The organism is Pseudomonas azotoformans, assembly GCF_001579805.1.
GTDB lineage: Bacteria > Pseudomonadota > Gammaproteobacteria > Pseudomonadales > Pseudomonadaceae > Aquipseudomonas > Aquipseudomonas azotoformans_A.
In genome coordinates this window covers 5,889,330-5,915,482 of sequence record NZ_CP014546.1, presented here as the reverse complement: position 1 = coordinate 5,915,482, position 26,153 = coordinate 5,889,330, and the positions used below count along the sequence as shown (strand labels likewise).

General features: G+C 61.4%; 23 protein-coding genes and 1 pseudogene. 15 read left to right on the top strand and 9 right to left on the bottom strand.

Features of this window, described 5'->3' with window-relative positions; all coding sequences use genetic code 11:
• The first annotated feature begins 11 nt into the window (after positions 1-11).
• The 13 genes from AYR47_RS27085 (at position 12) to AYR47_RS27030 (ending at position 14,880) form a co-directional block, all read left to right on the top strand.
• Positions 12-446: a RidA family protein gene (locus tag AYR47_RS27085; protein ID WP_061449043.1), complete on the top strand. Its 435-nt coding sequence runs from the start codon at positions 12-14 to the stop codon at positions 444-446.
• A 163-nt stretch (positions 447-609) separates the two neighbouring features.
• Entirely contained in the window at positions 610-1,002 is a 393-nt protein-coding gene (locus AYR47_RS27080; RefSeq protein WP_033900064.1) for a DUF4398 domain-containing protein, read from the top strand.
• A 10-nt stretch (positions 1,003-1,012) separates the two neighbouring features.
• Positions 1,013-1,786 carry an OmpA family protein gene (locus AYR47_RS27075; RefSeq protein WP_038846319.1) on the top strand — a complete coding sequence of 258 codons (774 nt, stop codon included), beginning with the start codon at positions 1,013-1,015 and terminating at the stop codon, positions 1,784-1,786.
• A gap of 160 nt (positions 1,787-1,946) precedes the next feature.
• Positions 1,947-3,275 carry an LLM class flavin-dependent oxidoreductase gene (locus AYR47_RS27070; RefSeq protein WP_033900067.1) on the top strand — a complete coding sequence of 443 codons (1,329 nt, stop codon included), beginning with the start codon at positions 1,947-1,949 and terminating at the stop codon, positions 3,273-3,275.
• 1,014 nt (positions 3,276-4,289) lie between these two features.
• Positions 4,290-5,123, top strand: coding sequence for a class II aldolase/adducin family protein (locus AYR47_RS27065; RefSeq protein WP_061449042.1), 834 nt, complete (start codon positions 4,290-4,292; stop codon positions 5,121-5,123).
• Between the two features lie 9 nt (positions 5,124-5,132).
• Positions 5,133-5,891 carry an ABC transporter substrate-binding protein gene (locus tag AYR47_RS27060; protein WP_237142511.1) on the top strand — a complete coding sequence of 253 codons (759 nt, stop codon included), beginning with the start codon at positions 5,133-5,135 and terminating at the stop codon, positions 5,889-5,891.
• Positions 5,830-6,096, top strand: coding sequence for a hypothetical protein (locus AYR47_RS33075; RefSeq protein WP_237142510.1), 267 nt, complete (start codon positions 5,830-5,832; stop codon positions 6,094-6,096). Before AYR47_RS27060 ends, AYR47_RS33075 begins: the two co-directional genes overlap by 62 nt.
• A gap of 6 nt (positions 6,097-6,102) precedes the next feature.
• Positions 6,103-8,547: a TonB-dependent receptor plug domain-containing protein gene (locus AYR47_RS27055; protein ID WP_061449041.1), complete on the top strand. Its 2,445-nt coding sequence runs from the start codon at positions 6,103-6,105 to the stop codon at positions 8,545-8,547.
• Positions 8,548-8,560: 13 nt separating this feature from the next.
• Positions 8,561-9,904: an LLM class flavin-dependent oxidoreductase gene (locus AYR47_RS27050; RefSeq protein ID WP_038849532.1), complete on the top strand. Its 1,344-nt coding sequence runs from the start codon at positions 8,561-8,563 to the stop codon at positions 9,902-9,904.
• Positions 9,901-11,475 (top strand): ABC transporter substrate-binding protein, encoded by a 1,575-nt coding sequence (locus AYR47_RS27045; protein ID WP_061449040.1) that lies wholly within the window; start codon positions 9,901-9,903, stop codon positions 11,473-11,475. The genes AYR47_RS27050 and AYR47_RS27045 overlap by 4 nt, the downstream gene beginning before the upstream one ends.
• Positions 11,472-12,422, top strand: coding sequence for an ABC transporter permease (locus AYR47_RS27040; RefSeq protein WP_061449039.1), 951 nt, complete (start codon positions 11,472-11,474; stop codon positions 12,420-12,422). The genes AYR47_RS27045 and AYR47_RS27040 overlap by 4 nt, the downstream gene beginning before the upstream one ends.
• Positions 12,419-13,273 (top strand): ABC transporter permease, encoded by an 855-nt coding sequence (locus AYR47_RS27035; protein ID WP_152514748.1) that lies wholly within the window; start codon positions 12,419-12,421, stop codon positions 13,271-13,273. The genes AYR47_RS27040 and AYR47_RS27035 overlap by 4 nt, the downstream gene beginning before the upstream one ends.
• Positions 13,270-14,880 carry a dipeptide ABC transporter ATP-binding protein gene (locus AYR47_RS27030; RefSeq protein WP_061449038.1) on the top strand — a complete coding sequence of 537 codons (1,611 nt, stop codon included), beginning with the start codon at positions 13,270-13,272 and terminating at the stop codon, positions 14,878-14,880. Before AYR47_RS27035 ends, AYR47_RS27030 begins: the two co-directional genes overlap by 4 nt.
• A gap of 13 nt (positions 14,881-14,893) precedes the next feature.
• Here AYR47_RS27030 and AYR47_RS27025 read toward each other — a convergent pair whose 3' ends face one another.
• The 5 genes from AYR47_RS27025 to AYR47_RS32810 all read right to left on the bottom strand — a co-directional run bounded on the left by AYR47_RS27025 (position 14,894) and on the right by AYR47_RS32810 (position 19,295).
• Entirely contained in the window at positions 14,894-16,267 is a 1,374-nt protein-coding gene (locus AYR47_RS27025; RefSeq protein ID WP_061449037.1) for an LLM class flavin-dependent oxidoreductase, read from the bottom strand.
• A 26-nt stretch (positions 16,268-16,293) separates the two neighbouring features.
• On the bottom strand, positions 16,294-17,124 hold the full coding sequence (locus AYR47_RS27020) for an amino acid ABC transporter permease (protein ID WP_061449036.1): 831 nt from the start codon (positions 17,122-17,124) through the stop codon (positions 16,294-16,296).
• On the bottom strand, positions 17,121-17,939 hold the full coding sequence (locus AYR47_RS27015) for a transporter substrate-binding domain-containing protein (protein WP_038849547.1): 819 nt from the start codon (positions 17,937-17,939) through the stop codon (positions 17,121-17,123). The genes AYR47_RS27020 and AYR47_RS27015 overlap by 4 nt, the downstream gene beginning before the upstream one ends.
• A gap of 219 nt (positions 17,940-18,158) precedes the next feature.
• Positions 18,159-18,995 carry a 5'-nucleotidase, lipoprotein e(P4) family gene (locus AYR47_RS27010; protein WP_061449035.1) on the bottom strand — a complete coding sequence of 279 codons (837 nt, stop codon included), beginning with the start codon at positions 18,993-18,995 and terminating at the stop codon, positions 18,159-18,161.
• Positions 18,996-19,007: 12 nt separating this feature from the next.
• Complete coding sequence (locus AYR47_RS32810; RefSeq protein WP_208603953.1) at positions 19,008-19,295, bottom strand: hypothetical protein; 288 nt, start codon at positions 19,293-19,295, stop codon at positions 19,008-19,010.
• 135 nt (positions 19,296-19,430) lie between these two features.
• On the opposite strand from AYR47_RS32810, the gene AYR47_RS27000 reads away from it, so the two are divergent.
• Complete coding sequence (locus AYR47_RS27000) at positions 19,431-19,724, top strand: transposase (protein ID WP_033901971.1); 294 nt, start codon at positions 19,431-19,433, stop codon at positions 19,722-19,724.
• The gene (locus AYR47_RS26995; protein WP_033901970.1) at positions 19,721-20,578 is read left to right on the top strand and encodes an IS3 family transposase; all 858 of its coding nucleotides are present in this window, start codon (positions 19,721-19,723) and stop codon (positions 20,576-20,578) included. Before AYR47_RS27000 ends, AYR47_RS26995 begins: the two co-directional genes overlap by 4 nt.
• 734 nt (positions 20,579-21,312) lie before the next feature.
• Here AYR47_RS26995 and AYR47_RS26985 read toward each other — a convergent pair.
• The 4 genes and pseudogenes from AYR47_RS26985 to AYR47_RS26970 all read right to left on the bottom strand — a co-directional run bounded on the left by AYR47_RS26985 (position 21,313) and on the right by AYR47_RS26970 (position 26,130).
• A complete protein-coding gene (locus tag AYR47_RS26985) occupies positions 21,313-23,823 on the bottom strand; it encodes a fimbria/pilus outer membrane usher protein (RefSeq protein WP_061449032.1) in 2,511 nt (836 codons plus the stop codon).
• 50 nt (positions 23,824-23,873) lie between these two features.
• On the bottom strand, positions 23,874-24,605 hold the full coding sequence (locus AYR47_RS26980) for a fimbrial biogenesis chaperone (RefSeq protein WP_061449031.1): 732 nt from the start codon (positions 24,603-24,605) through the stop codon (positions 23,874-23,876).
• A gap of 76 nt (positions 24,606-24,681) precedes the next feature.
• Entirely contained in the window at positions 24,682-25,287 is a 606-nt protein-coding gene (locus tag AYR47_RS26975; RefSeq protein ID WP_061449030.1) for a fimbrial protein, read from the bottom strand.
• Between the two features lie 194 nt (positions 25,288-25,481).
• Positions 25,482-26,130: pseudogene (locus tag AYR47_RS26970) on the bottom strand (response regulator).
• Positions 26,131-26,153 lie beyond the last annotated feature (23 nt).

Genomic DNA, 26,153 nt, shown 5'->3' with positions numbered 1-26,153 from the left:
GGAGATTCATCATGAGCGACAGCATTCAACGCACCAGCGTCGGCGATTTTCCGATCTCGCAGACCGTCACCGTACCGGCTTCTGCCAGCCTGATTTTTGTCAGTGGCACCTTGCCCGACCTGCACGACGAAAACGCCCCGGTGGGCACGCCAGCCGCCTATGGCACGACCGAAGTGCAGACGGTGTCGGTATTCAACAAGCTGCGCAAGATCCTGCGCCAGCAAGACCTGGACCTGGGCGATATCGTGCAGTTGCGGGTGTTCCTGGTAGGGGCCGAAGAGACGGGCGGCAAGCTGGATTTCGCTGGCTTGCAGGCGGGCTATACGCAGTTCTTTGGCACCCCTGAGCAGCCGAACAAACCGGCGCGTACGGCGTTGCAAGTGGTGGCGCTGCCGCTACCCGGCGCGTTGATTGAAGTTGAGGCGGTCGCTGCGCGTACGACGTAGGACTTGCTCTTGCTCTGAGAAAAATCCCACAACTAGGTGGGATTTTTCATTCTTCCAGCCCGTATTTTTCCTCCTAGGATGGCGCGATCGCTTGAACACAAGCGATACGGCAGGGCTGCTCCCATCGCCCGGCAGCCGTAAGAACATGCTTAGGAGTCAACACATGAAGATGACCAGTGTGAGCCAACGCCTGCGCCGCTCGGCCTGGGCCGTGATTGTCGCCGGGGTACTGGCAGGTTGTGCCACGCCGCAGCCGCCAGCGGTAAAGATCTCCCTGGCCCGTGATGCGGTGGGGCGCGCCTTAGCGGCGCAAGCGACCCAGTTCGCACCGCTGGAAATGAAAACCGCCCAGGACAAGCTGGCGCGCATGGACCAGGCCATCGGTGAAATGAAGTACGTCGAGGTGGACGCCCTGGCCGACCAGATCGAAGCCGACGCCAGCCTGGCCGAAGCCAAGGCCAATGCCGTGCGTAAACAACAGGTCTTGAAGCAGGCGCGAGAGGGCATCCAGGTGCTCAAGCAGGAAATGCTCAACGCCCCCGCGACTACCCACTGAGGATCCAGCCATGCGTGCCATTTTTTTCATCCCTGTGCTTTCGGCCCTGAGCCTGGCGTTTGCCGGTTGCGCCACGCCGCCGGAAAACCCGCAATTGCTGCAAGCGCGCAGCCAATTTTCCAGCCTGCAGCAGAAGCCGGAATCCAACACCCTGGCGGCGGTTGAAACCCGTATCGCTTCCAACGCGCTGGACCGCGCCAACCAGGTGTCGTTGCACGACCGTACCGACCCACAGCTCGACCAGCTCGCCTACCTTGCCACGCAAAAAATCGCCCTGGCCGAGCAGACTATCGTCGGCCGCAAGACCGATGCCCAGCTCGACAACATCGCGGTCGACCGTACCCAGGTGCAGCTCGACGTGCGCACCGCGCAGCTCAAGGCCTTGCAGGCGATGAAAGCCCAGCCGACCGAACGTGGCCAGGTCATCACCTTTGGCGACGTGCTGTTCGACACCGGCAAGGCCGATTTGAAAGCCGGCAGCCAGCGGGACTTCCAGGGGCTGGCGAACTTCCTGGTGCAGAACCCGGAGCGTCAGGTGCGGGTAGAGGGTTTCACTGACAGCGTGGGAGGCGATGCCTACAACCAGAGCCTGTCCGAGCGACGTGCCCAAGCGGTCGCGCGTGGTTTGCAACGACTCGGCGTGGGGATCGAGCGGATAGCCGTCATCGGCTACGGCAAGCAGTTCCCGGTTGCTGATAACCAGAGCGCACAGTCACGCCAGTTGAATCGCCGTGTGGAAGTGATCGTGTCCAACGACGCTTCGGCGGTCAGCGCACGTCGCTGAGCCTGACAGATCGTTATGCAGTACTCGGATAACGATATTTGCTAGAGATCATTAATTTTAATAATTAGCATAGATCTACAAAGCCTTTCACAAGCCCTGCCTACGGGCATTAAGGTCATTCTCCACCGGCCACTGCGGCCATCCACGGAGGAATACCTTGATGCCCACCTCACCTCGACAACTCAAATTCGGCGCCATTCTCACCGGCGTCGGCACCGCACAAAACGAATGGCTGCACCCGCAAATCCCCGGCGATGCCAGTGTGGATATCGACTGGTATCGCGCCCAGGCACAGCAGGCCGAAGCGGCCAAGTTCGACCTGGTGTTCATCGTCGACAGCCCCTACATCACGCCGGATTCCGCGCCGCACTTCCTCAACCGCCTGGAGCCCTTGACGCTGCTCTCGGCCATCGCCGGGGCGACCTCGAAAATCGGCCTGGTGGCGACGCTCACGACCTCCTATACCGAACCCTTCAACGTGGCGCGGCAGTTCGCGTCCCTGGACCACATCAGCGGCGGTCGCGCCGGTTGGAACGTGGTCACCACCGGCTTGGAAGGCGCGGCGGGAAACTTTGGCCGTGAGCAACACATCGACCACACCGAGCGCTATCGCCGCGCGGCCGAACACCTGGACGTGGTGCAGGGGCTGTGGGATTCCTATGAAGACGACGCCTTTGTGCGCGACAAGCAAGCCAAAGTGTTCCTCGACCCGCAACGCCAACACCGCCTCGATCACCACGGCGAGTTTTTCTCGGTCACCGGGCCACTCAATATTGCCCGTTCGGCCCAGGGTCAACCGGTGATTTTCCAGGCGGGTATCTCCGAATCCGGGCGCAGCCTGGCGGCGAATTATGCTGAAGGGATTTTCGCCGGTGTGGGCAATTTCGAAGATGCCCAGGCGTACTACAGCGACATCAAAAAACGCACCGCCGCCGCTGGGCGTAACCCTGACCACGTCACCATCCTGCCGGGTATTTCACCGATCATTGCGGATACCGATGAACAGGCCCAGGCCATTGATCGTGAACGCAATGGCGAGCTGGATCTTGGCAAGGCGCTGGTGCAGTTGGGGCGGCCGTTCAATTACCACGACTTTAGCCAGTACCCACTGGATGAGCCGTTTCCGGAGTTGGGCGACTTGGGGAGTAACGGGTATCGCGGGCATGCGGAGAACATCAAGCAGGTTGCTCGTGAACAGGGGCTGACGTTGCGCCAGGCGGCGTTGCGCTTTGCCAAGCCGTTTTCCAGTTTCGTCGGCTCGCCCAAGACCGTGGCGGATGAGATCGAGCGTTGGTTTGTGGAGGGTGCGGTGGATGGGTTCAATATCCACGTGGGCGCGCCGGAGGATTTTGCGCGGTTTACCGATCAGGTATTGCCGTTGTTGCGGGAGCGGGGGTTGTTTCGCAGTGAGTACAGTCACAGCACGTTGCGGGGGCATTTGGGGTTGCCGGTGCCGGTGAATCGGTATGCGGTGGGGCGGGTGGCTTAGGAAGTGGCGGGGGGGTGTACATATCCATTTTTGCGGTAATGGCGGCTTATGGTTCCGCCCTTACGGCGGGTCACTTTTGGCAAACGCCCCAAAAGTAACCAAAAGGTCTTCGCCCCAACACTCGGCACCTCGCCTAGGCTCGGTGTGCCCGAACGAAGGCTTGAATCCGTGGGCCGCCGCGATGGGCCATCCTTGGCCCAGCGCGGCTAACCCGGCGTCCTGCCGGGTTACCCACGGATTCAAGCCTGCGTTCGGCCAGCGTGTTTGACGGGGCGCCTCAGATCAAAAGCAAAAGCGCGGCGGCCTGGTAGCCGACCGGTTTCTGGAGGCCAGTCTCAGTTTCAAATGTGGGAGCGGGCTTGCTCGCGAAGGCGGCGTGTCAGCGATTGCATCTCTAACTGATCCACCGCTTTCGCGAGCAAGCCCGCTCCCACAATTTTGATCTCCTACATCAGGTAGATATCAATCGGCTCTGGCTCTGGCTCTGGCTCTGGCTCTGGCTCTGGCTTTGTTTTTGATTTTGATCTTAGGCGGCCCCCCAAATCACTGTCGGATTACGGGCATACCGAGCCTAGGCGAGGTACCGAGTGTTGGGGCAAGAGCCCTTTGGTTACTTTGGGCTGGGCCGGCATTCCGTCTCTTTTCCAAAGTGACCCGCCGTAAGGGCGGAACCATAAGCCGCCGTTACCCAAAAAACGGATCCACCCCTCATCTAAAAATGCAATTACCTCATCATATAAGCCAATCATATTAAAAAAACCTGATTATTAGCATATGACTACAAAGACTTTTACAGGCGTTTCTTAGACGAATACCTTTCAGTACAGAGACACCACACTCGACCCGACCCCTCGCATGGTGGAGGAGAGCACTGACCACACCCACCTGCGAGGGCCCCCCTGATCATGACGACCTGACCGCTTTCCCCACCGCCACACCGTCCTTGCGTTTTCGTCGCCGGTCCCGCCGAGCCACGGTCTCGTTCGCCTAAAAAAAGATCAGGATGCACCCGTCATGAGCCACGCAGAGCTATTCCCGCAAACCATCTACACCTTGCCCTACGACAACAACCGCCTGGCCCTGCGCGCCGTGCCCAGGCACGACGATCCCCTGCAGGAGCGCCTGCACCGCAAACAACGCCTCGCCGCGGCCTATCGTCTGTTCGGGCGCCTGGGTTTCGAAGTGGGTGTAGCGGGCCACTTCACCGCCCGTGACCCGGTGCACCCGGAGCATTACTGGATCAACCCTTTGGGCGTGCCGTTCTCGCAAATCACGGTCTCCCACTTGCTGCGGGTCGATAGCCAAGGCCAAGTGGTGGAGGGCCAAGGACTGCTGAACACCAGCGCCCTGGAATTGCACCACGACCTGCAGCAGGCGCGCCCGGAGGTGGTGGGCATCGCTCATTTCCACGGTTTTCATGGCCGGGTCTGGTCGTCGTTGGGCCGCCTGTTCGACCCGATCACCGCCGAGTCCGGCGCGTTTCAGGGCGACCAGGTGATCTTCCAGCGCCACGCCTTGCGCACCGCCAGCGGGGCGCTGGAGCAGGATCGCGACATCGTCAGCCAGGCCTTTGTCGAGACCTTCGGTCAACACAACCTGCTGGTGTGGCAGAACCACGGCCTGTGGGTCACCGGTGAGACCGTGGAAAGCGCCGCGTGGCGTTTTATCCTCGCCGAAGATACCGCCCGTGTGCACCTGCTGGCGCATTCGGCCGGGACGCCGCTGATTCCTGCGCCGGATGCCTGGGAGGAGGGGCTCGACAAGGCGCGGCACGAGTTTTTCGCCTGGCTCAACTTCTTGCCGTTGTGGGATCAGATCCGCACCGAAGAACCCGACCTGTTCAACTGAGGCGCGCCCATGCATTCCCTCTCTCGTCGGCAATTGCTGCGGGCCAGCGGCGTTCTTGCGGCCGGTGCCCTGCTGGGGCGTCAGGCCGAGGCTGTCGAACCGCTGCGTGTGTGGCGCTACAAAGGCACGGCGGCCTCGTTTCTCGCCGACGCCGGTCAGGCGGACACGCCATACCCGGTGGAATGGGTGGATGTCAGCGGCGGCAACCTGGTGCTGGAAGCGTTGCGCAGTGGTCACTTGGACTATGCATTCATGAGCGAGATCCCACCGATTTTCGCCTCGATTGCCCAGGTGCCGATTGCGCTGGTGGCGGTCTACCAGGGCGACCAGAACGACACCCGCCTGGTGGTGAAAAAGGACAGTGGCATTCGTACAGTCCAGGACCTCAAAGGCAAGACCATCAGCTACGTGCGGGCTACCAACACGCACTATTTCGTGTTGAACCTGCTGCATCAGAACGGCCTGTCCCTGGCCGACGTGACGGCGGTGCCGCTGCCCATGCAGGACGCGCTCACCGCGTTTCGCAATGGTCATGTGGATGCCATCGCCACGGGCGGCATCAGCGCGTTGCAGGCCACCAGCCAAATGGATGGCGAGCTGCTGGCGGACGTCAGCCGCTACTACTCCGGCAACTACGTGATTGCGACCACGCAACAGGTGTTGGCCAACCCTCGACGCCGCAGCCAGGTAGGCGATTTCTTGCGGCGTGAGCAAGCCACCTGGGCCTGGGTCAACGCCCATCCCGAACGCTGGGCCCGAGCGCAGTGAAGCGCTGACCGGTATCGATCGCGCCCTGTACCTGCGCCAGTTCCAGCAGCGCAGCCGACCCGCCCGCCTGGTGGGTACCGATGCCGACACCCTTCACTCCCAGCAACAGGTGGCTGACCTGTTCTACCAAAACCATTTGATCCGCCAACGCGTCGATGCACGACCGCTATGGCGTGACGACTTCAACCCTATTCTGAACAGTTGACCTGCCATGAAATCCATTGCCTACCGTTCTACGTTGCAACTCGCCCCACTGATGCTGGCCAGCTTCACCCTGTTGCCTGCCTATGCCGCCGCCACTGATGACACGCTCGACACGGTGATCGTCACGGGCTCCCGGGGCAGTGAGGCGCGCACCGTCACCAGCAGCCCGTCGCCGATTGATGTGATCAGCGCCCAGCAATTGGAAAAAACCGGCTCCAGCAGCCTGCGCACCGCCTTGCAGAAAACCCTGCCATCGTTTTCCCAGCGTCCCTCTGGCACGTCCAACGACAGCATCGCGCGGCCCTACAGCCTGCGCGGGCTCAACGGTTCCAATGTGCTGGTACTGGTGAATGGCAAGCGCCGTCACAACAGCGCGGTGATCAACCTCGACTCGACGGCGGCCTACGGCACCAACCCGGTGGACCTGGACATGATCCCGGTCAGCGCCATCGACCATATTGAAGTGCTGCGCGATGGCGCCTCGGCGCAATACGGCTCGGATGCGATTGCCGGGGTGATCAATATCATCCTCAAGCAGAACGACAATGGCGGTTCGGTCAGCACCTCCTACGGCGAGTACACCAAGGGTGATGGCGGCACTATTCGCCAGACCCTCAACAATGGTTTTGCGCTGCCCAACGACGGCTTTTTCAACCTGTCCCTGGACGCCAAGTCCCAGCAGACCGCCGTGCGCGCGCGGGATGCGACCGGCGCGTTCTACTATCGCCAGCCCGACGGCTCCGCCGATCCGCGGGAGGCCAACGACAAAGATGTGCAGAAAAACGGCCTGCCGAAAATCAAGGCGATCAACGTCGCCTACAACGCCGAATTGCCGCTGGACGATGTGACCCTGTATTCGTTCTCCACCCTCAGCAACCGTGATGCGCGGGGCGGGCAGAACTACCGGCGGCCCAACTCGACCAACATCATTGCGTCGATCTACCCCGACGGCACCGCGCCGTTCTACACCCTGCGCGAGACCGACTACCAAGTCGCCGCCGGGGGCAAAGGCAAAGTCGCCGAGTGGAACTGGGACCTCAGTTCGACGTTTGGTCGTGACAAAGGGGTGGCCGGCGCGGATGAGACCCTCAACGCTTCCCTCGGCCCGTCGAGCCCCACGCACTTCACCACCTACACTAACTACTTCGACCAGTGGACCAACAACCTCGACCTGACCCGCGCCTTTGAAGTCGGCTTGAGCAAGCCATTGCAGGTGTCGGCAGGCCTTGAACACCGGCATGAGCGCTACAAGACCGAGTCCGGCAACCCTCTGTCATACATCAATGGCGGTTACGTTTACCCGAGCGGCCCACTGGCGGGGCAACCCGGCGCGGTAGGTGCCCAGGGCGCGATCACCCTGACCCCGGAAGACGAAGGCCAGGCCAGCCGCAACAGCTACGCCAGCTATGTGGACGTAGGCCTCAACCCCACCGAAAAATTCTACGTGGGCGTGGCTGGACGGTTCGAGCATTACGATGACAGCTCGGGCAACACCAGCAGCGGCAAGCTCTCGCTGCGTTATGACTTCACCCCGGAATTCGCCCTGCGCGGCACGCTCAGCAACGGCTTCCGGGCACCGTCGCTGTCGCAGTCGGTGTATGCGCAGACCGCCAACCAATACACCACCGTCAATGGTGTCGCGCAATTCGTCGAAGCCAAGTCGGTGCGCGTCGATTCGTCGCTGGCCCAGGCCCTTGGCGCAGAAGACCTGAAGCCAGAGAAGTCGCGCAACATCAGTATCGGCTTTGCGTACAAGCCTGTGCCGGAAGCCAACATCACCCTGGACGCCTACCAGATCGAGATCAGCGACCGCATCGCCCAGACTGGCTTTCTGTTCGGCAGCGGCGTCGACCAGATCTTGCAGGCCAACGGTTACCGTCCCGGCTACCGGGTGAAGTACTTCACCAACGCCGCCGACACCACCACCCGCGGCATCGACCTGGTCACCGACTACCGCGTCGACTACGGCGCCCTGGGTACGGTCAAATATGGTGTGGCAGCCAACTACAACAAAACCACGATCGACAGCATCAAATCGACGCCGGCCGCCCTCACTGCCGTGGGCAGCAGCCTGGTGCTGTTCGACCGCGTGGCCCAGGGTTACCTGACCGTGGCCAACCCCAAGACCAAGCTGATCCTCAGTGCCAACTGGAAGGTCGACGATTTCGACATCAACGCCTCCGTCAATCGCTACGACAAGGTCATCGCCCGCGACACCAACCCCGCGTATGACGTGACCTACGGCGCCAAATGGCTGACCGACCTGGAAGTGGCCTACAACTTCACCAAAGCGCTGAACCTGGCGGTGGGCGCCAACAACATCCTCAACGTCAAGGCCGACAACAACGCCTTCCCCCAAGGCGATATCAACGGCTTTCCGAAATTCGGCAGCATTTCGCCGTTCGATCCCTACGGTGCGTTCTGGTACACCCGCGCCACCTACACTTTCTGATGAGGACTGCGACATGAGCCAACCAGACCGACAAATCCTGCTCGGCGCCTTCATCCCCAGTGCCGGCATCATGGGTTCCGCCTGGCGCCACCCGAGTGCCGCCAGCGACTCGTTCCGCGACTTCGAGCACTACCGCTGGATCGCCGAGAAACTGGAGGCCGCGCGTTTTCATGCGCTGTTCTTCAATGACACGGTGAACGTCGACCTCGACCCGCTCGCCCTGGCGCGCGGCCCCAACAGTGTGCGCTGGGACCCCTTGGTGCTGCTGCCGGCGCTGGCGTTGGCGACGCGCCGTATCGGCTTGATCGCCACCGCGAGCACCACTTACAACGAGCCGTACAACATTGCGCGCAAGTTCGCCAATATCGACCACCTCAGCGGTGGCCGGGTGGGCTGGAACCTGGTGACTTCCCTGGGCGGCGGCGAGAATTTCAACCGCGACGACCACATCAGGCATGCCGACCGTTATGAGCGTGCCGAAGAGTTCTACGACGTGGTTACCGGCCTGTGGGACAGCTGGGCCGACGACGCGTTTATCCAGGACAAAGCCTCCGGGCAGTGGCTGGATACCGACAAGTTGCAGGTGCTCAACCACCACGGCAAATACTTCCAGGTGCAAGGCCCGCTCAATGCTGCGCGTCCGGTGCAGGGTTATCCGGTGATTGCCCAGGCCGGCTCGTCCGATGCCGGCAGGCGTCTGGCAGCGCGGGCCGGGGAGTTGATCTTCACCGCTCAACACACGGTGGAGCAGGGTCAGGCGTTCTACCAGGAGATCAAGCGAACCGCCGCCGGTTTGGGGCGTAACCCCGAGCACCTGAAAGTGCTGCCGGGGGTGTCCACCGTGATTGGTCGCACCCAGGCCGAAGCCCAGGCCAAGTACGACCAATTGCAGGAGCTGCAAGACCCTAAAGCCTTCCTCAGTTCCATTTCGCGCTTCACCAGCCTGGGTTTCGATCTGTCGGAGTTGCCATTCGATTCATTGGTGCCGTTGCCACCGGAACAGTTCGACACCAACACCCATAAAAGCCGGCAGAAACTGGTGTTCGACCTGATCCGCCGCGAACGCCCGACCGTGCGTGAGCTGTTCAACAAGCTCACGGCCGGTGGGCATCGCATCCTCATCGGCACGCCGCAAAGCGTGGCGGATGACTTCCAGGAGTGGTTCGAACGCGGTGCCGCCGATGGCTTTAACGTGATGTTCTCCGGTTTGCATCAAGGCATCACCGACTTTGCCGACGGCGTGGTGCCGGAGTTGCAGCGCCGGGGCTTGTTCCGCCGTGAATACCAGGGCCAGACGCTGCGCGAAAATCTCGGCTTGCCGTACATCACCAACCGTCATCAAGGGGCGCGTTCATGAAGCAGCTTTCAGTCGCGATGCTGGCGCTGTTGCTGGCGGCGTGCGGCGGGCCATCCGACCAGGTCACCCAGGCGGAAGCCGGCAAACCTCAGGGCGGAGGCACACTGCGCGTGGCGTTGGACGGCGACCCGCAATGTGTTGACCCGCAACAGGCGGGTAACAACACGGCGCTGAACGTGGGGCGGCAGTTGGTGGACTCCTTGACCGACCAGGACCCGGTCACGGGTGAAATCGTACCGTGGCTGGCCGAACGCTGGGACGTGGATGCAGACTCGCGGCGCTTCACTTTTGTGTTGCGTCAGGGCGTGACGTTCAGTGACGGCGCGGCGGTGGATGCGGCGGCGGTCAAGGCCAACCTGCACGCCATTGTGGCGTTGGGCGCGCGGTCGATACTGGGCTCGACCTACCTGGCCGGGCTCAAGCGCATCGACACGCCGGACAGCCACACCGTGGTCGTCGAGTTCGAACAACCCAATGCGCAATTCCTGCAAGCCACTTCGACCATGACCTTGGGGCTGTTGTCGCCGGCGAACCTGGCGCTGCCTTCCGGCGACCGCTGCCAGGGCCAATTGGTCGGCTCGGGGCCATTTGTGCTCAAGTCGTTTGTGCATAATCAGAAGGTCTCGCTGACCCGTCGTGAAGACTACGCCTGGGGTTCGTCCCTGGCGGCCCATAAGGGCAAGGCGTGGCTGGACGGCATCGAATTCCTGATCATTCCCGAATCCGGCGTGCGCCTGGGCAGTCTGGCGTCCGGGCAAATCGAGGTGAACACCAGCGTGGCGCCGCAGGATGAACCGAGCATCGAAGGCCAGGGCCTGGTGCTGCTGACCCGTGCCAATCCGGGGGTGGTCTTCAACTTGGCGCTGAATGAGTCGACACCGTTGTTCGCCGATATCAAGGTGCGCCAGGCGCTAAGCAAGGCAATTGATCGAGCCGAGTTGCAGCGCATCATTTCGCGCTACCAGAAACCCGCCACCGCGTTACTGGCCAGCAGCACGCCGCTGTACCGCGATCTCTCCAGCCTGCTGGCCTACGACCCCGAAGGTGCACGCAAACTGTTGGATGAAGCGGGCTGGCAGGTGGGCGCCGATGGGGTGCGGGTCAAGGACGGCAAGCGCTTGTCGTTTCGCCTGGATTACTGGCAGCAGACGCCGATCCTGGAACTCGTGCAGCAGCAGTTGAAGGGCGTGGGCATCGACTTCCAGCTGAATAAATCCACCATCAGCCAGGTCACGGCAATCCAGGCCAGTGGGGATTTCAGCGTGCGTTTCCTCAACCTCACGCGCGCCGATCCGGACGTACTGCGAACTGTGTATTACGCGCAGGGCTACAACATCAACAAGCGTGAACCCAGCGAAGTCGACCGCCTGTTGCGCGAGTCCTCCGAAACCCTCGACAGCGCGAAGCGCCAGGTGTTGATCGACCAGGCCAGTGAGCGGTTGCTGCGCGACGGTCACGCGATCGCGCTGGTGGAACTGGCCACCGTCCTGGCCCATGGCAAGCACGTGCACGGCCTGCATTACGAAGCGTCATCGCGGCTGCAATTCTTCGACACCTGGTTGAAGCCATGAAGGGCGCGGGGTTCTACCTGTTGGCCCGGGGCGGGCAGGCGCTGCTGGTGCTATGGGCTGCGTTCAGCCTGTCGTTCGTGATTTTGTACGCGCTGCCCAGTGACCCCGTGAGCATCATGCTCAATCAGAACGGCGAGCAGACCACGGTCAATCAGCAGCAAGTGGCAGCACTGCGCGCGCAGTATCACCTCGACGAGCCGCTGGTGGTGCAGTACGGCATCGCGCTGTGGCACGCGGTACAGCTGGATTTTGGTGACTCGATTCAGAGTGGCCAGCCGGTGTCGGCGTCGTTGGCCGAGGCGCTGCCGAAGACGGCGGCGTTAGCGCTGGTGTCATTGCTGGTGTCGTTGGTGTTGGGTGTGGGGCTGGCGCTGGTTGCCAGCCTGACGCGCCGGCGCTGGTTGCGGGATGTGTTGCTCGGGTTGCCGGCGGTAGCGGTGTCGCTGCCGACGTTCTGGGTGGGATTGTTGCTGTTGCAGTGGTTTTCCTTTGGCTGGCACTGGTTTCCGGCGATGGGTAATCAGGGCCTCGCTTCGTTGGTTCTGCCCACGCTGACACTGGCCATTCCCACCAGTGCCGTGATCGCCCAGGTGTTGGCGCGCTCGCTGGCTGCCACTTCACGCTTGCCCTTTGTGGACGCCCTGCGCGCGAAGGGTATGAGTCCATTGCGTGTGCTGTTGACCCATGTGCTGCACAACGCTGTGATTCCGATCCTCAGCCTGAGCGGGGTGATTGTCGGCTCGCTGCTGGCCGGTTCCGTGGTCACCGAAACCGTGTTCTCCCGCGAAGGTATCGGGCGCCTGGCCCAAGGCGCGGTCAGCAGCCAGGACATCCCGGTGGTGCAGGGTGTGGTGGTGTTGGCGGCGCTGATCTTTATCACCGTCAACTTGCTGGTGGACCTGCTGTACCCGCTGCTCGACCCACGTATTCGCGGAGCTGCACGATGAGCCTTGCCTTGACTGCCGTGTTGCCACGGCCGCGTTATTTCACCGTACTGCGCAGGCGTCCGCTGCTGCCGCTGGGCGTGATCGTATTGTTGCTGGTGTTGGGCTGGGCCTTATGGCCGCAGCTGTTCACGCAGTTCGATCCGCTGCTCGGTGTGCCGGCCAATGCCTTGCAAAGCCCGTCCACGGCCCATTGGTTTGGCACTGACCATCTTGGGCGCGACCTGTATAGCCGCACGGTGTATGGCGCGGGCCTGTCATTGCGCGCGACGTTGTTGGCGGTGTTGATCGCCTTGTTCAGCGGCATTGTGTTGGGGGTGCTGGCCGGTTTCTTCGGCGGCTGGGTCGATGCCGTGCTGATGCGCTGCGTGGAAGTGCTGATGGCGATCCCTGCGCTGTTGCTGGCCATGGCGGTGATCACGGTGCTGGGGTTTGGAACGGTGAACATTGCCCTGGCGGTGGGCTTGTCGTCGGTGGCGACGTTCGCGCGCCTGGTGCGCGGCGAAGTGCTGCGTTGGCGCGCCAGTACCTTTGTCGAGGCCGCTTCTGCCTGTGGTGTGGGGCCGTGGACCCTCATCGCCCGGCATATCCTGCCGCACGCCAGCGCTCCGGTGTTGGCACTGGCCGCATTGGAGTTTGGCAGTGCGGTGTTGTCGGTCTCGGCCCTGAGCTTTCTCGGTTTTGGCGCACCGCCGCCGCAACCCGAGTGGGGCCTGTTGGTGGCCGAAGGGCGCAACTACATGATTGCCGCCTGGTGGTACACCAGCCTGCCGGGCCTGGTAGTGGCGGCGGTGGTGGTGTCGGCCAACCAACTGGCGCGGGCGTTGCAACAGGATCAAGGAGCGACACGATGAGCGAGCAAATCTTGTTGGACGTACGCAACCTACGCATCGCCTACCACGGTCAAGACGGGCGAACGGAAGGTGTGGCGGGTATCGATTTTCAACTCAAGGCCGGTGAGATCCTGGCAATTGTCGGAGAGTCCGGCTCCGGCAAATCCACCACCGCTGCGGCGCTGGTGGGCCTGCTGGCGAGTAATGCGCAGATCGAATCGGGCAGTATCCTTCTCGCGGGCCAGGCGTTGACCCACGCCAGTGAACGTCAGTGGCAAAGCATTCGCGGGCGTAGCGTGGGGTTTGTGCCGCAGGATCCGGCGCTGTCCCTTGACCCGGTGAAACGCGTCGGCAAGCAACTGGTGGAAGCCTTGACCCTGCATGGCGTGCCCAAACCGCTGGCGCGCCGACGCAGCCTGGACCTGTTGCGTGAAGTCGGCCTGGTAGACGCTGAGCGGGTGGCGCGCGGGTATCCCCATCAATTGTCCGGCGGCATGCGTCAGCGCGTGCTGATCGCCATCGCCTTGGCCAATGACCCTCCGCTGGTGATCGCCGACGAACCCACCAGCGCGCTGGATGTGGGCGTGCAGCGGCAGATCCTCGACCGTCTGCAAAACCTGGCTCGCGAGCGCGGCACCGCCGTGTTGCTGATCACCCACGATTTGGGCGTGGCCTTGGACCGCGCGGACCGGCTGCTGGTGATGCACCAGGGGCGTATCGTCGAAACCGGTGAGGCCAGGCAGGTCTTTCAGGCACCCCAGCACGCTTACACCCGGCAACTGTTGCAGGCGGCGCCGAGCCTGTTGGTGCAGCGTCGCAGGCAAGTGAGTGGGGTGCCAGCGGATCAAACGCCGTTGTTGACGGTGCAGGGATTGCGCAAGGACTTCTCCACCTGGCGCCATCCGGCGCCGTTGGCGGTGGAGGATGTGTCCTTCCACCTGCCACGCCATGGCACCACCAGCCTGGTGGGTGAGTCGGGATCGGGCAAGTCCACCACCGCGCGGTTGATTCTCGGGTTGGAGCAGCTGGACAGCGGCAGTGTGGTGTTTGAGGGGCAGGACATCAGCCGTGTTTCACGTCGCGATTGGCTGGCCTTGCGACGACGGATCCAGGTGGTTTATCAGAACCCCTATGCGTCGTTGAACCCACGGTTGAGCCTGGAGCAGATCATCAACGAGCCGCTGCAGGCCTTTGACCTTGGCGACCGCGCCTGGCGTCGGCAGCGCGCGGCGACCTTGCTGGAACAGGTTGAGTTGCCGGCGCGGATGCTGGGCAGTCGACCGGTGGAGTTGTCCGGTGGGCAACGGCAGCGAGTGGCGATTGCCCGGGCGCTGGCGTTGGAACCGCAGTTACTGGTGCTGGATGAAGCGTTGTCGGCGCTGGATGCGTCGATCCAGGGGCAGATCTTGAAATTGCTCGCCCAGTTGCAGGAACGCTTGGGGTTAAGCTACCTGTTTATCTCTCACGATTTGGCAGTGGTACGGCAGATTTCCGATCATGTGGTGGTGATGCGCGCGGGCAGGGTGGTGGAGCAAGGCGATTGCGAGCAGATTTTCAGCGCACCGGGTACTGACTACACGCGCAGTTTGTTGGCGGATATTCCGGGACGGTTGGCGCAGGTCACCTGATCCCACGCAGGCTTTACGCAAAGCGGAACGACGCGCCATGGGCCGAGGGTGGCAGGCGATCGCTGCCATCGACGCTCAGACGCGAGCGCAGCGTGCCGGTTTGCGCGGTGGTGCGGTACAGGCCACGTTTTTGCAGGGCCGGGATCACGTGCTCGACAAAGTCATTCAGCGAGCCGGGGCTGATCAGCGGGTTAAGCATATAGCCGCTGGTACCTGAGATACGTGCATGCTCCTCGATCTTTTCCGCAATCTGCTCCGGGGTGCCGACCAGGATCAGGTCGCTGCCACGGGTGACATTGGCAAAGCGCTGGCGCACTTCACCGGCCGTCAGTGGTTTACCGCTGCCATCGGGCCTCATCACGTAGGAGGTCATGCCTTCGGTGTGGGTCGACAGCGCTTCGTTGTCGGCGTAGCGGCTGATGTCGATGCCGGTGTCGCCGGCGTAACTCACCAGCTGTGCCTGCAGGTGATAGTTGCTTTGCAGGGCGTCGTATTTTTGCTGTGCTTCGATGGCGGTGGGCGCGGTGACGATACGCAGCACGGTCAGTGACTTCACATCGGCGGCCCGTCGGCCACGGGCTTGGGCCTGGCACCAGATGTCTTCCAGGCCTTGGCGGATTTCCAGCGGGTTGGACTTGGCGATAAACACCAACTCCGCGTGCTTGGCCGCAAACTGCCGGCCGCGTGCCGACCAGCCGGCCTGGATCAGCAATGGCGTGCGTTGCGGCGACGGCGACGTCAGGTGTGGCCCGGCAACGCGGTAATGTTCGCCGGCATGCTGGATCGGCCGTACCCGTGTGCCATCGGCGTAGGTTTGCGCCAGCTTGTCGGCAATCACCGCGTCATCCGCCCAACTGCCTTCCCAGAGCTTGTACACCACGTCGAGAAACTCTTCGGCGCGTTCATAGCGGTCATCGTGCTTGATCATCTGCTCCAGGCCGAAATTACGTGCTGCGCTGGACAGGTAGGAGGTGACGATGTTCCAGCCGATCCGCCCATCCGACAAATGATCCAGGGTGCTGAAGCGCCGGGCATGGGTGAACGGATGCTCGTAGGTGGTGGTGACGGTCACGCCAAAAGCGAGCTTTTCGGTGAGGGCCACCAGGGCTGGAATGATCGTCAGCGGATCGTTGGCCGGGGCTTCCACCGCCCATTTCAGCGCCATGGCTTCGGAGCCGCCAAACACGTCGTAAAAGCCCAGCACGTCACCGAAAAACATCAGGTCGAGGTTGGCTTCATCCGCCGTGCGAGCCAGGTTCGACCAGTACTTGAGCGTGTTGATCCCTAGCCTTTCATCGGCGGGATGCGTCCACAGGCTGGGCGCGCCGCCGCAGCCGACACTGGCTTGTTCATAAAGGCCGAATAACAGTGGGGTAGGATCGGACATGGTGCTTCCTGCAGACAAAGAGAGGGCTAGCGCCCGTGGAGATAAGCCTTGCCGTAATGCCGCTCCAGTCGTGCCTGGATCAGCTCCAGACCGATGGACAGTAGCCAATAGATAACGGCGGCAGTGGTGAGCATTTCGATATAGCGGTAGGACGATCGACCATAGGATTGTGCGAGGAACATCACCTCCCACACGCCCATCACCGAGACCAGGGATGAGTCCTTGAGCATCGAGATGAACTGGCTGGTGGTCGGCGGAATAATGGTGCGCATGGCCTGGGGCAGTACGATCTGCCAGAACGTCACCGCGCGGCTCATGCCCAGTGCCGCGGCTGCATTGCTCTGGCCCTGGGACACGCCGAGGATACCGGCACGGAAGATTTCGCTCAGGTAAGCGCCGTAGTTCAGCGACAACGCAATAATCCCGGCACTGATCGCACCCGGCACGACGCCCAATTGGGGCAGGCCGAGGTAAATCAGCAAAATCTGGATCAGCAGCGGCGTGCCACGAAAGAACGAGGCGTAAAAACTGGCGATACCGAACGCCACCGCACTGCTCGACAATCGCGCCAGGGCCGTGGCGAACCCCAGGGCCACCGACAGCCAGATCGAGCAGAAGCACAGGAACAGGGTCAGCGCCGCACCCTGCAAAAAGCCTTGGGGCGACAGGTGCAGACCGACCAGGTTCTGCCATTTGGCCGCCACGATAGAGAACTGCAGATCGAAGCTCAGGAACATCCCGGTGAACAGGCACAGCATCACGCCCCAGGTCAGCCAGAGGCGAACACGGAACGACAGCCGAGCGCGTTTGACCGGCGGCGGTTTCAGCGTGGAGGGTGGGGTGGGGAAAACACTCATTGGGTGATGTCTGAGCCGATCCACTTCTGGGAAATCTTCGCCAGCGTGCCGTCGCTTTTCAGCTCAGCCAGGATCTGGGTCAGCTTGGCATCCCATTGCGGATCACCTTTCTCGGTGGCCACCACATTGGGTTCGGCGTACAGCACATCGCCGGTGATTTTGAAGCGTGGGTCGTGCTCGATGCGTTCCTTGGCGGTCACCAGGTTGGTGACCATCGCATCCAGGCGTTTGCCGGTGCCCAGCGCAAGGTCCTGGAAGGCGATGGTTTCGTTGTCATAGGGCACGGCTTGTACAGCCTTGAACGGATAGTCGATCGGCTTGCTGGCGCCTTCGATCACCAGGTCCTTGGCCAGGTAGGCCTCGTAGGTGGACGCACTGCCCACGCCGACTTTTTTACCGGTGAGGTCGACCGCCGACTGGATGGCGTTGTCACCGGCATTGACCACCACCACGGCAGGCGAGGCGTAATACTCGAACGGGAAGTTGAACACTTGACCGCGCGCCGCGCTGGGGGTCATGGAGCAGATGCACACGTCATACCGGCCATTCCAGCGGCCGGCGGCAATGACTTCCCAGGAGGGCGTTTCCAGCTTGAGCTTCACTCCGAGCTTTTCGGCCACGGCCTTGGTCACATCGACGTCAAAGCCGTCCAACTGGTTTTGTTCGTTGAGGAAAGAAAACGGTGGGTAATTTTCCATCAACACGCCGACCAATTGCCTGGATTGGGTGATGCGGTCCAGCGTCTGCCCAGCAAACACGGCCGGGCTAGCCAAAAGGAGGGTGACGCTGAGGGCGGCGGCAGTGCGTAAGTTCATAAAAGCATCCAAGCGGGTTTTTTATATTTAAACGCGATAGATGCACTTATGTTTAATGATATTAAACGCTGTAAACCGACGCTTTGGTTATATGTTCCTGCTCGCGCAAGTCACGTTGCCAGGCCAGCATCAGCGCATCCGTGGAGCGGTGAGCCAGACGCCGGCGATGTTGAGAAAACGGCGACGATTTCCAGCGGCGACATAGGGTTCTCTCAAGCATTAGTTTTCCAGGTGCAGCGCCTGTTGCTTGAGTTGGCGCTTGCGTTCGAAAGGCAGTTTTTCCTGGTCGCCATAGGGGGCGCTGTACCAGTTGCCGTAGGTTGGGTTGGGCAGCAGGAACCAGCGCTGGCCAAGCCACGCCAGGTACGGCGCGGCGGCTTTGCGCTGGTCGGCCAGGGTGTTGTGTTCGGCTTGCACGAAGTCCCCGAAAGAATCACCGGCCAGCATCAGCACACGGGCGTGGTTGGCGACCCATTGGCGGCGGCAGTTCTTGCCATAGCCGGCCTGCTCGCAGTGACCGGTCGGCGTGCTGGCGGCCAGTACCTGTTCGTTGCGTTCTACCGGGAAGCCACGCAGGCGCAGGTTGTTGACGGTGGCCTGGACCTGGCTGTGTTCACGGTTGGTGATGTAGTAGACGGTGATGCCCTTCTGGTCAGCCGCCTGTAAAAACTCGACGGCGCCGGGCAGCGCCTGCGCCTTGGCCTGATCAACCCAGGTGTTCCAGCGGTCGTAGGAGTAGACCTGGTTGGTGCGGATGTCCCGCGCGTTGAGCGGCACGTTGTCGAGTACGGTTTCGTCGATATCCACCACCACTGCTGGCGGCAGGCCGGCGAGGTTGCGTGGCGGCAAGGGCAAGGCGTCCCACGTCGGGTCGGCCAGGGCCGTGTCCAGCTGGCGGGTGGCGCTGGCGAATACCTGGCGATAAATCAGCTCGTGCTCGATGGAGGTCTGGGTCCACAGCACCGCGTCCAATTGATCGTTGGCGGGCGGTTGTTGCTGGCAGCCCACCAGGGCGGTGGAGAGCAGGCACACACTGGAGTAAATCAGATTACGCATAAACACTCAGCCTCAGAAATTGACGGTGGCGGATAACCGCGCTGTACGCGGCGCTCCCAGGAACAGGTTGTCGACGGTCAGGTGCAGCACAGTATCGTAATCGCCGACTCTGGTGGTGTAGCGGCCGGCCACATCGAACACTGCGTAGTCGTCCACTGACGGGGCGGCCCAGATCAAAAGCAGAAGCTCGGCGGCCTTAGAGTGGACCGGTTTCTCGACGCTGGTCTCGGGCGAAATGTGGGTGGTGGTGGTGGTGGTGGTGGTGGTGGTGGTGGTGGTGGTGGTGGTGTACATATCCATTGCTGCGGTAATGGCGGATATTGGTTCCGCCCTTACGGCGGGTCACTTTCGAAAAGCGCGAAAGTAACCAATGGACTTGTTCCCTCGCAGCGGACGCCAAGAAGCGATATTTTAATCGCAATCTTGGAGGCACTTATGGCACAGCAAACTCGCCGCAGTTACACCGACGACTTCAAAGCTCAGGCAGTGACACTCGCTGAAAGCATTGGTCGAGGAGAAGCTGCCCGACAGTTGGATATCTCGGTCAAAACCTTAGGTAATTGGCTGGACGCCGCACGCAACGGGCGTCCTCTCAGTTCTCCTGCCCGGCATCCGGTCTCTGACCTGGAAAGCGAGCTGGCTCGGCTTCGAGCTGAAAATGCCACGCTCAAAATGGAGCGAGAAATCCTAAAAAAAGCGACGGCGTTCTTTGCCAAAGAGTCCAACTGAGATACGCCTTTGTCGCCCGTGAACGGACTCACTTTCCAGTCAGGCTGTTATGTCGAGTGATGGAGGTCTCGGTGTCGGGCTTTCACGGCTATTTGAAGCGTCAGAAACGTCCTGATCCAGATGTGGCGATTCGCTTGGAAATTCGCGCGATTCATCGGGCAAGCCGAGGCACTTATGGGCGTCCACGCATGGTTAAGGCGCTTCATAACCGCTCGTACGCGATAGGGCACAAGCGAGTAGCTCGTCTGATGAGAGAGGAAATGCTGCGAGGAAAAATCAAAGCCCGCTTCAAACACTCGACGGATAACCGGTATATCCAACCTATTTCTGACAACGTGTTAAAACGACGCTTTTCCGTGACAAGCCCAGCACCCGCCTGGGTGGGGGATATCACGTATATTTCGACCCGCCAGGGTTGGTTGTACTTGGCTGTGGTGTTGAGTATCCAGACCCGGCAGGTGCTGGGTTACAGCCTGTCGGATCGTATGCCCGAGGGCTTGGTACAACAGGCGTTCATGAACGCCTGGACCAGAGCGCCCGTGGATCACGGTGTGATTTTTCACTCTGATCGAGGCCGACAATACACCGGTAGCGGTTTTCGTAGCATGATCGCGGAAAGAGGCTTCGTGCAAAGCATGAGCCGTAAGGGGAATTGCTGGGATAACGCCGTGGCAGAGAGCTTTTTTGCCACACTCAAGAAGGAAGAAGCCATCGGTGTGTATCCCAGCAAAGCACAGGCCCATGCATCAATCGCAAGCTACATCCATGGGTTTTACAACGCGGCACGGCTGCACTCGGCGCTGGGATACAGCTCACCTAATGACTACGCAAAGCAACTGAAGCAAACTGCTTAACACTCGCTTCATGGCGTACGTTTTGAGGGAACAAGTCCACCAAAGCGCTCTTACCCCAACACTCGGCACCTCGCTTAGGCTCGGTGTGCCCGAACGAAGGCTTGAATCCGTGGGCCGCCGCGATGGGCCATCCTTGGCCCAGCGCGGCTAACCCGGCGTCCTGCCGGGTTACCCACGGATTCAAGCCTGCGTTCGGCCAGCGTGTTTGACGGGGCGCCTAAGATCAAAATCAAAAACAACCGCGGCGGCCTTCGAGCCGACCGGTATTGCAAGCCGATCTCGGTTCAAATGTGGGAGCTGGCTTGCCTGCGATGCAGACATCTCAGTACATCAGGTACACCGAGTTGATGCCATCGCAGGCAAGCCAGCTCCCACAGAAAAGCAGATCCAACTCAGCTCTGGCTCTGGCTCTGGCTCTGGCTCTGGCTTTGTTTTTGATTTTGATCTTAGGCGCCCCGTCAAACACGCTGGCCGGAATTCGGCAGGGATTTGGGGGGTAAACCGGCAGGGATGCCGGTTTAGCCGCCCCGCGCCATGGATGGCGCGTGGCGGCGGCCCCCCAAATCACTGTCGGATTACGGGCATACCGAGCCTAGGCGAGGTGCCGAGTGTTGGGGCAAGAGCCTTTTGCTTACTTTTGGCTGGGCCGGCATTCCGGCTTTTCAAAAGTGAGCCGCCGTAAGGGCGGAACCTATTTCAGCCGTTACCCAAAGAACGGATATGTACTCAATACATCAAGGCCCACACACCAACACCTGCCGCTCATAATTCAACGCCTTGTTCTGCACCCCCAACGCATACGAAGCACTGCAACTGCGCTCACCCCACTTGATCACCAACGTCCCCTGATCCTCCCCCACCAACGCCAACGCATTCCCATTCGGATCAGCAATCGCCAACTGCTTGCCCGTCGAGTCCTCCAACGAAGCCCCAAACCCCAGCGGCTTATGCTGCGCATCCAACAACTCGAACAACACCCGTCGCCCCGTGGTGCCGCTGTAGCGTGCAACCACGATGGCACCCCGACGCGGCACCACTTGCTGGGTGGCGTTGGTGATTTCCACATCGCCGCCCAGGTCTCGGGTGTCCAGGCTGACCCAGTTGACCCGGTAAGGCTGCGCATTCGGAATCACCGCATAGCCGTTGTAACCCGTCTCCACACCGCTGTAGCTGCTGATCTTCGCCCCGGAAATACCCGGCACCTCAGCCAGTGCAAAGGTCTCGCTGACGGTCTGCCCCAGGTTGATCCCACCGCCATGGGCCACCACCGAACCTGCAAGGTTGAAGTTCTGCGAGTTATAGCCCTGGCCCTGGCTGTAGCCCAGGCTCACATCCGCCACCGAGGTGCGGCTGTTGATGTTCACCGAGCCGGAATCGCCACTGGTGTCGCTGTGCCCGGCTTGTACCGAGTAGAACGTGTCGCTGGCGTCGGCGACGTAGCCGTTGATGCCCGCCTGGGTGGTGGTGTCGCCGTGTTGGCTGCTGGTGGTGACAAACGCTCGGGGTGCACGGGCCTGGCTGCCCAGTGGGAACGAGATGGACAGGTTCACCTGGGTGTCACTGCTCGGCTCACCCCACGTGACAATCTGCTTGGTCCGGGTCACGCCGAGGTTGTAGCTCAGGTTGCCCCAGTTGCTGGTGTAGCCGGCGGAAAAACTCTGCGAGCCGCCACGATTCCAGTAGCGCTGGTCGCTGGCGTTCACATACAGGCTGCCAAATTCGCGGTTGCGCCCCAGGCTCTGGTTGATGGTGAGGTCGGTGCGGGTTTTCGAATGGCCGCTGCGCACGCGGATGCTGTCGCTGATGTCTTCGACATGGTCGCTGAAGCTGCGATAACCCTCGGTGGAGTAACGGTAGGCGGCCAGGGTGAAGTTGGTGTCAGTGCCGGCAAACGTCTTGGCGTACAACGCGCGCACGCTGCTGCCCTGGGTGGTTTGCCCCTGGGCCTTGCTTGAAGAATGGGTGACATCCAGCGACACCGCGCCCAACGCGGTGTTGCGTCCGGCACCGAGGGACAAAGCGTTGTAGTCTTCGCTGGCCTGCAAGCCGACGATGCCGCTGAGGTTGCTGGTCAAGCCATACGCCAGGGTGCCGCTCAGGAAACGCGGAGTGGCCAAGCCCTCGGTGTTGCTATTGAACCGGCCCGCCGAGACGCTGTACTTGACTTGCCCCTCACGCACCATGATTGGCAAGCTGGAAAACGCCTGCATCGTCACACGACGGGTGCCGTCGGCTTCGATCACGGTGATCTGCAAGTCGCCGTTGGAGCCACTGGGGTAGATATCGTTGATCTCGAACGGCCCCGGTGCGACGTTGGCGGTGTAGAGGATGTAGTCGTTCTGGCGGATCTCCACCGTCGCGTTGGTCTGCGCCACACCGCGGATCACGGGGGCGTAGCCGCGTTCGCTGTCGGCACGCATGCCTTCGTCGGAGGCCAGTTTGACCCCGCGATAACGCACACTGTCGAACAGGTCGGTGTCGGAAAAAATCTCACCGGCACTGAACTGGCCCTTGATCGCCGTCACGTCGTGCTGCACGTAGGTACGGTTGCTGGTGTAGGTGTTCTTGCGCCCGGTGCCGCCGCTCAGGTTCGATTCGTTGCGCAAGCGCCAGGCGCCCAGGTTGATGCCGTTGCGCAGGCCCAGGTTATTGGCGATGCGCGTGGCGTAGTCACCGGCTGTGCGGCTGCTGTTGAGCTGATAGTTGATGAACGCGGCCGGCACGCCGTCGTCCCACAGCTGCGGGTCGACATACCCGCGCAGCCCGCGCTGCATGGCCACTTGCGGAATGCTTGCAAGCAGGCGCAGGCGGCTGCTGTCGTAGCGCACCGTGGCGTCTTCGATCAGTGCTGGCAGTGGGTAGCAGTCCTGCGGCTGCTGCGGATCGATTTTGCCTTGGGCCTGCAAGCGGGCCATGTCGATCCCCAGTTGCTTGAGCAGGTCGAGGGTCAGGCAGGCTTGCACCTGGTCGTTTTGCGGGTTGCGCTTGAAGTCGATATCACGGCGGCCCACCAGCACTTCGTTGCTGTACAGGTCGACACGGTAAGTGCCCGGCAACACGCTGTTGGCCGACAGCAACTGTTGCAGGTCGACGGGTGACTGCGAGCCCTGCAGGAAGGTGGTGTTGAAAGTCTGCGCAGCCTCGTCGGCCATGGCCCAGGCGGGCAGGCAGGCGGCAATCGCCAGCCACAGCGTCTTCAACTTCAGTGCGTCACATGCGGACCTGTTGCTGGAAAGAAAAGACATGCGAAGACCTGTGGCATCCCGGGTGGGCGAGCAAGCGTGAGGCGAAGTGCTCAGGGTTTGAGGCGTGACTCAGTGGCGTGTGCAGTGCCACTCGCCAGGGCGGCGGTGTAATGGTTCTGCGCGCCGTAGTCATTGATGCTGGAGAACGACAACTGCACCGTGCCAGCGGCCACCGGAGCGTTCAGCGGGAACTGTTTTTCCTCGCCTGGGGCGACCATGGTGGAGTCACTGGCCAGTTGCGCCTGCACCTTTATGTCGGCCATGGACACGTGATACAGCGTCGGGTTTTTCACGTTCAGCAGGGTTTGCGCGCCGCGTTTGGTCAGCGCCCACTCCAGCTGGGCAGGGGCTTGCAACGCACTGCCAGGCAAGCCGGCAGGGCGGAAAAAAATCTTGATGCGTTGGCGGATGGCCAACTGCAAGGTGTTTTCGGCGGCGCTGGCCTTGGGGATTTCCTGCACGTTGAGCCAGACCACCGACTCGCGGTCGGTGGGCATGCCGGCGCCTTCATACAAGATGCGCAGCAGTTGCTGTTCCTTGGCAAACACCCGTGCCAACGGCGGGGTAACGGCGAACGGCGCGCGGCTGCCGCTGGCATCGTTGCGGTCGACCCAGGACTGGATCAACACATCCTGGTTACCGTTACGCACGGTGATGTTGGCTTCTTTGTGGTCGCCATCGAACACAATACGGGTGGCATTCAATGAAATGCTGGCGGCGGCCTGGGCAGCCATGAGCATGCCCAGCAGCCCGAGGCCCACGGCGAGAGAACGAGGCAGCATGAGGGTTATCCGGTGTCATCAGAAAAAGAATGGCGAGGCCGCAGGGCCTCGCGCGTTCGGTGCTCGGGCGCCGGGGTTATTCGTATTGCAGGATGAACGGCAGGGTGGCGTCACCGCGACCGGCCGTCGATGCGCCGGCGGCACCGGTGGTGACGTAGGCGGCGGCAAAGCTCAGGGTGGCGTCGCCGCCTTCGGTGCCCTGGCCATGCATGGTGCTTTCGATACGTGCGGTGGCCGGGGAGCTGAGGTCGATCAACGTGCCCTTGCTGTCGAGCAGGGCGATGCCGACGTTTTGCGCGGTGGCCGAACCTGGGTTCAGTGCCAGCACGTTCTTGCCCGTCACCAGGCCCGAACCACCGTTGTTGGCGTCAAAAATCATCGCGACTTTGGTGCCCTGGTTGCAGTTGACGTTCAGGTTGAAGTCTTTGGCGGTCACACGGCCGGCAGTTGGGTTCTCGGCAGTGCCCATGTCCTTGATCGAGACGTTGCCCATGTCTACCGAAATGGTGCGGTCGGAGTTGGCGCCGTCCACCGAGCAAGCGTCGTTGTTGATCACGCCGGTGAAGGTGATTTTGCCGCTGCCGCCGAGGGTTGGCTTCGGTACAACCGGCTCTTCGGCGAATGCGCTGCCGGAGGCGCAAAGAATGGCCGAAGTGATAACAGCCAGGGAGAACTTCTTCATGATGATGTCCATAAGTGTGAGTTGGAAAGTGCGGTTTCTGAACTGCCGGGAAATAGTAAGAGGCGAGGGCGGGCGGGCAAATAAGACGATTCTTATAAGCGCCGAAGAGGCAGGGTTAGTTGCACTTATGGAAAGGTCAAGGCCAGTAGATAAAGGGGGAAGCCATTGTCCTTGAATGGCTTTAAAGTGATTGCTTAGTTGAAGATGTTGCGCGCCAGGCAATACGCCAGAAGGTCTTGATCGCTGCTGACTTCAAGTTTGCGCATGGCCGATATTTTTTGTGCGCTGATGGTCTTGGAACTTCGGTTCTGGCTGCGCGCAATATCACTGACACTCATGCCCGAGATAAACAAACGCAGGATTTCGAACTCCTTGGGTGACAACGTCGAGAAGCGTTCGTCGATGGCGGTGAGGGTCTCGATCACCGACGTCTTGGGCGGTTCCAGGCTGCGATAGGCGCTTTGCTGGGCGATGGCCTTGAGTGCCAGCTGGATCTCGGTGTGCAGCTGGCTTTTCTGGATGATGCCGACCACCCCCAGTTCCTGCAGACGGGTGAGGATCAGGTGGTTGGAGATCATCGTCAGGATCAGGATCTGCACCTGTGGGAAATGCCGTTTCAGGTACTCCACCAGCTTCAGGCCATCGCCGTAGGGCGAGTCGCCCGGCATGTTGTAGTCGGTGATCACGATGTCGGCACCCTGGCGCTGCAGCAACTCGATCAGGGCCGGCCGAACAGACGGCTTCGCCCACGACCTGGAAGCGCGTGTCGCGCTCTACCAGTTCGCGCACCCCGAGCAGCACGATCGGGTGATCGTCCGCGATAACCACGTTGAATGTTTTCATAAGGGGCCGTCCGTAGTGCCAGT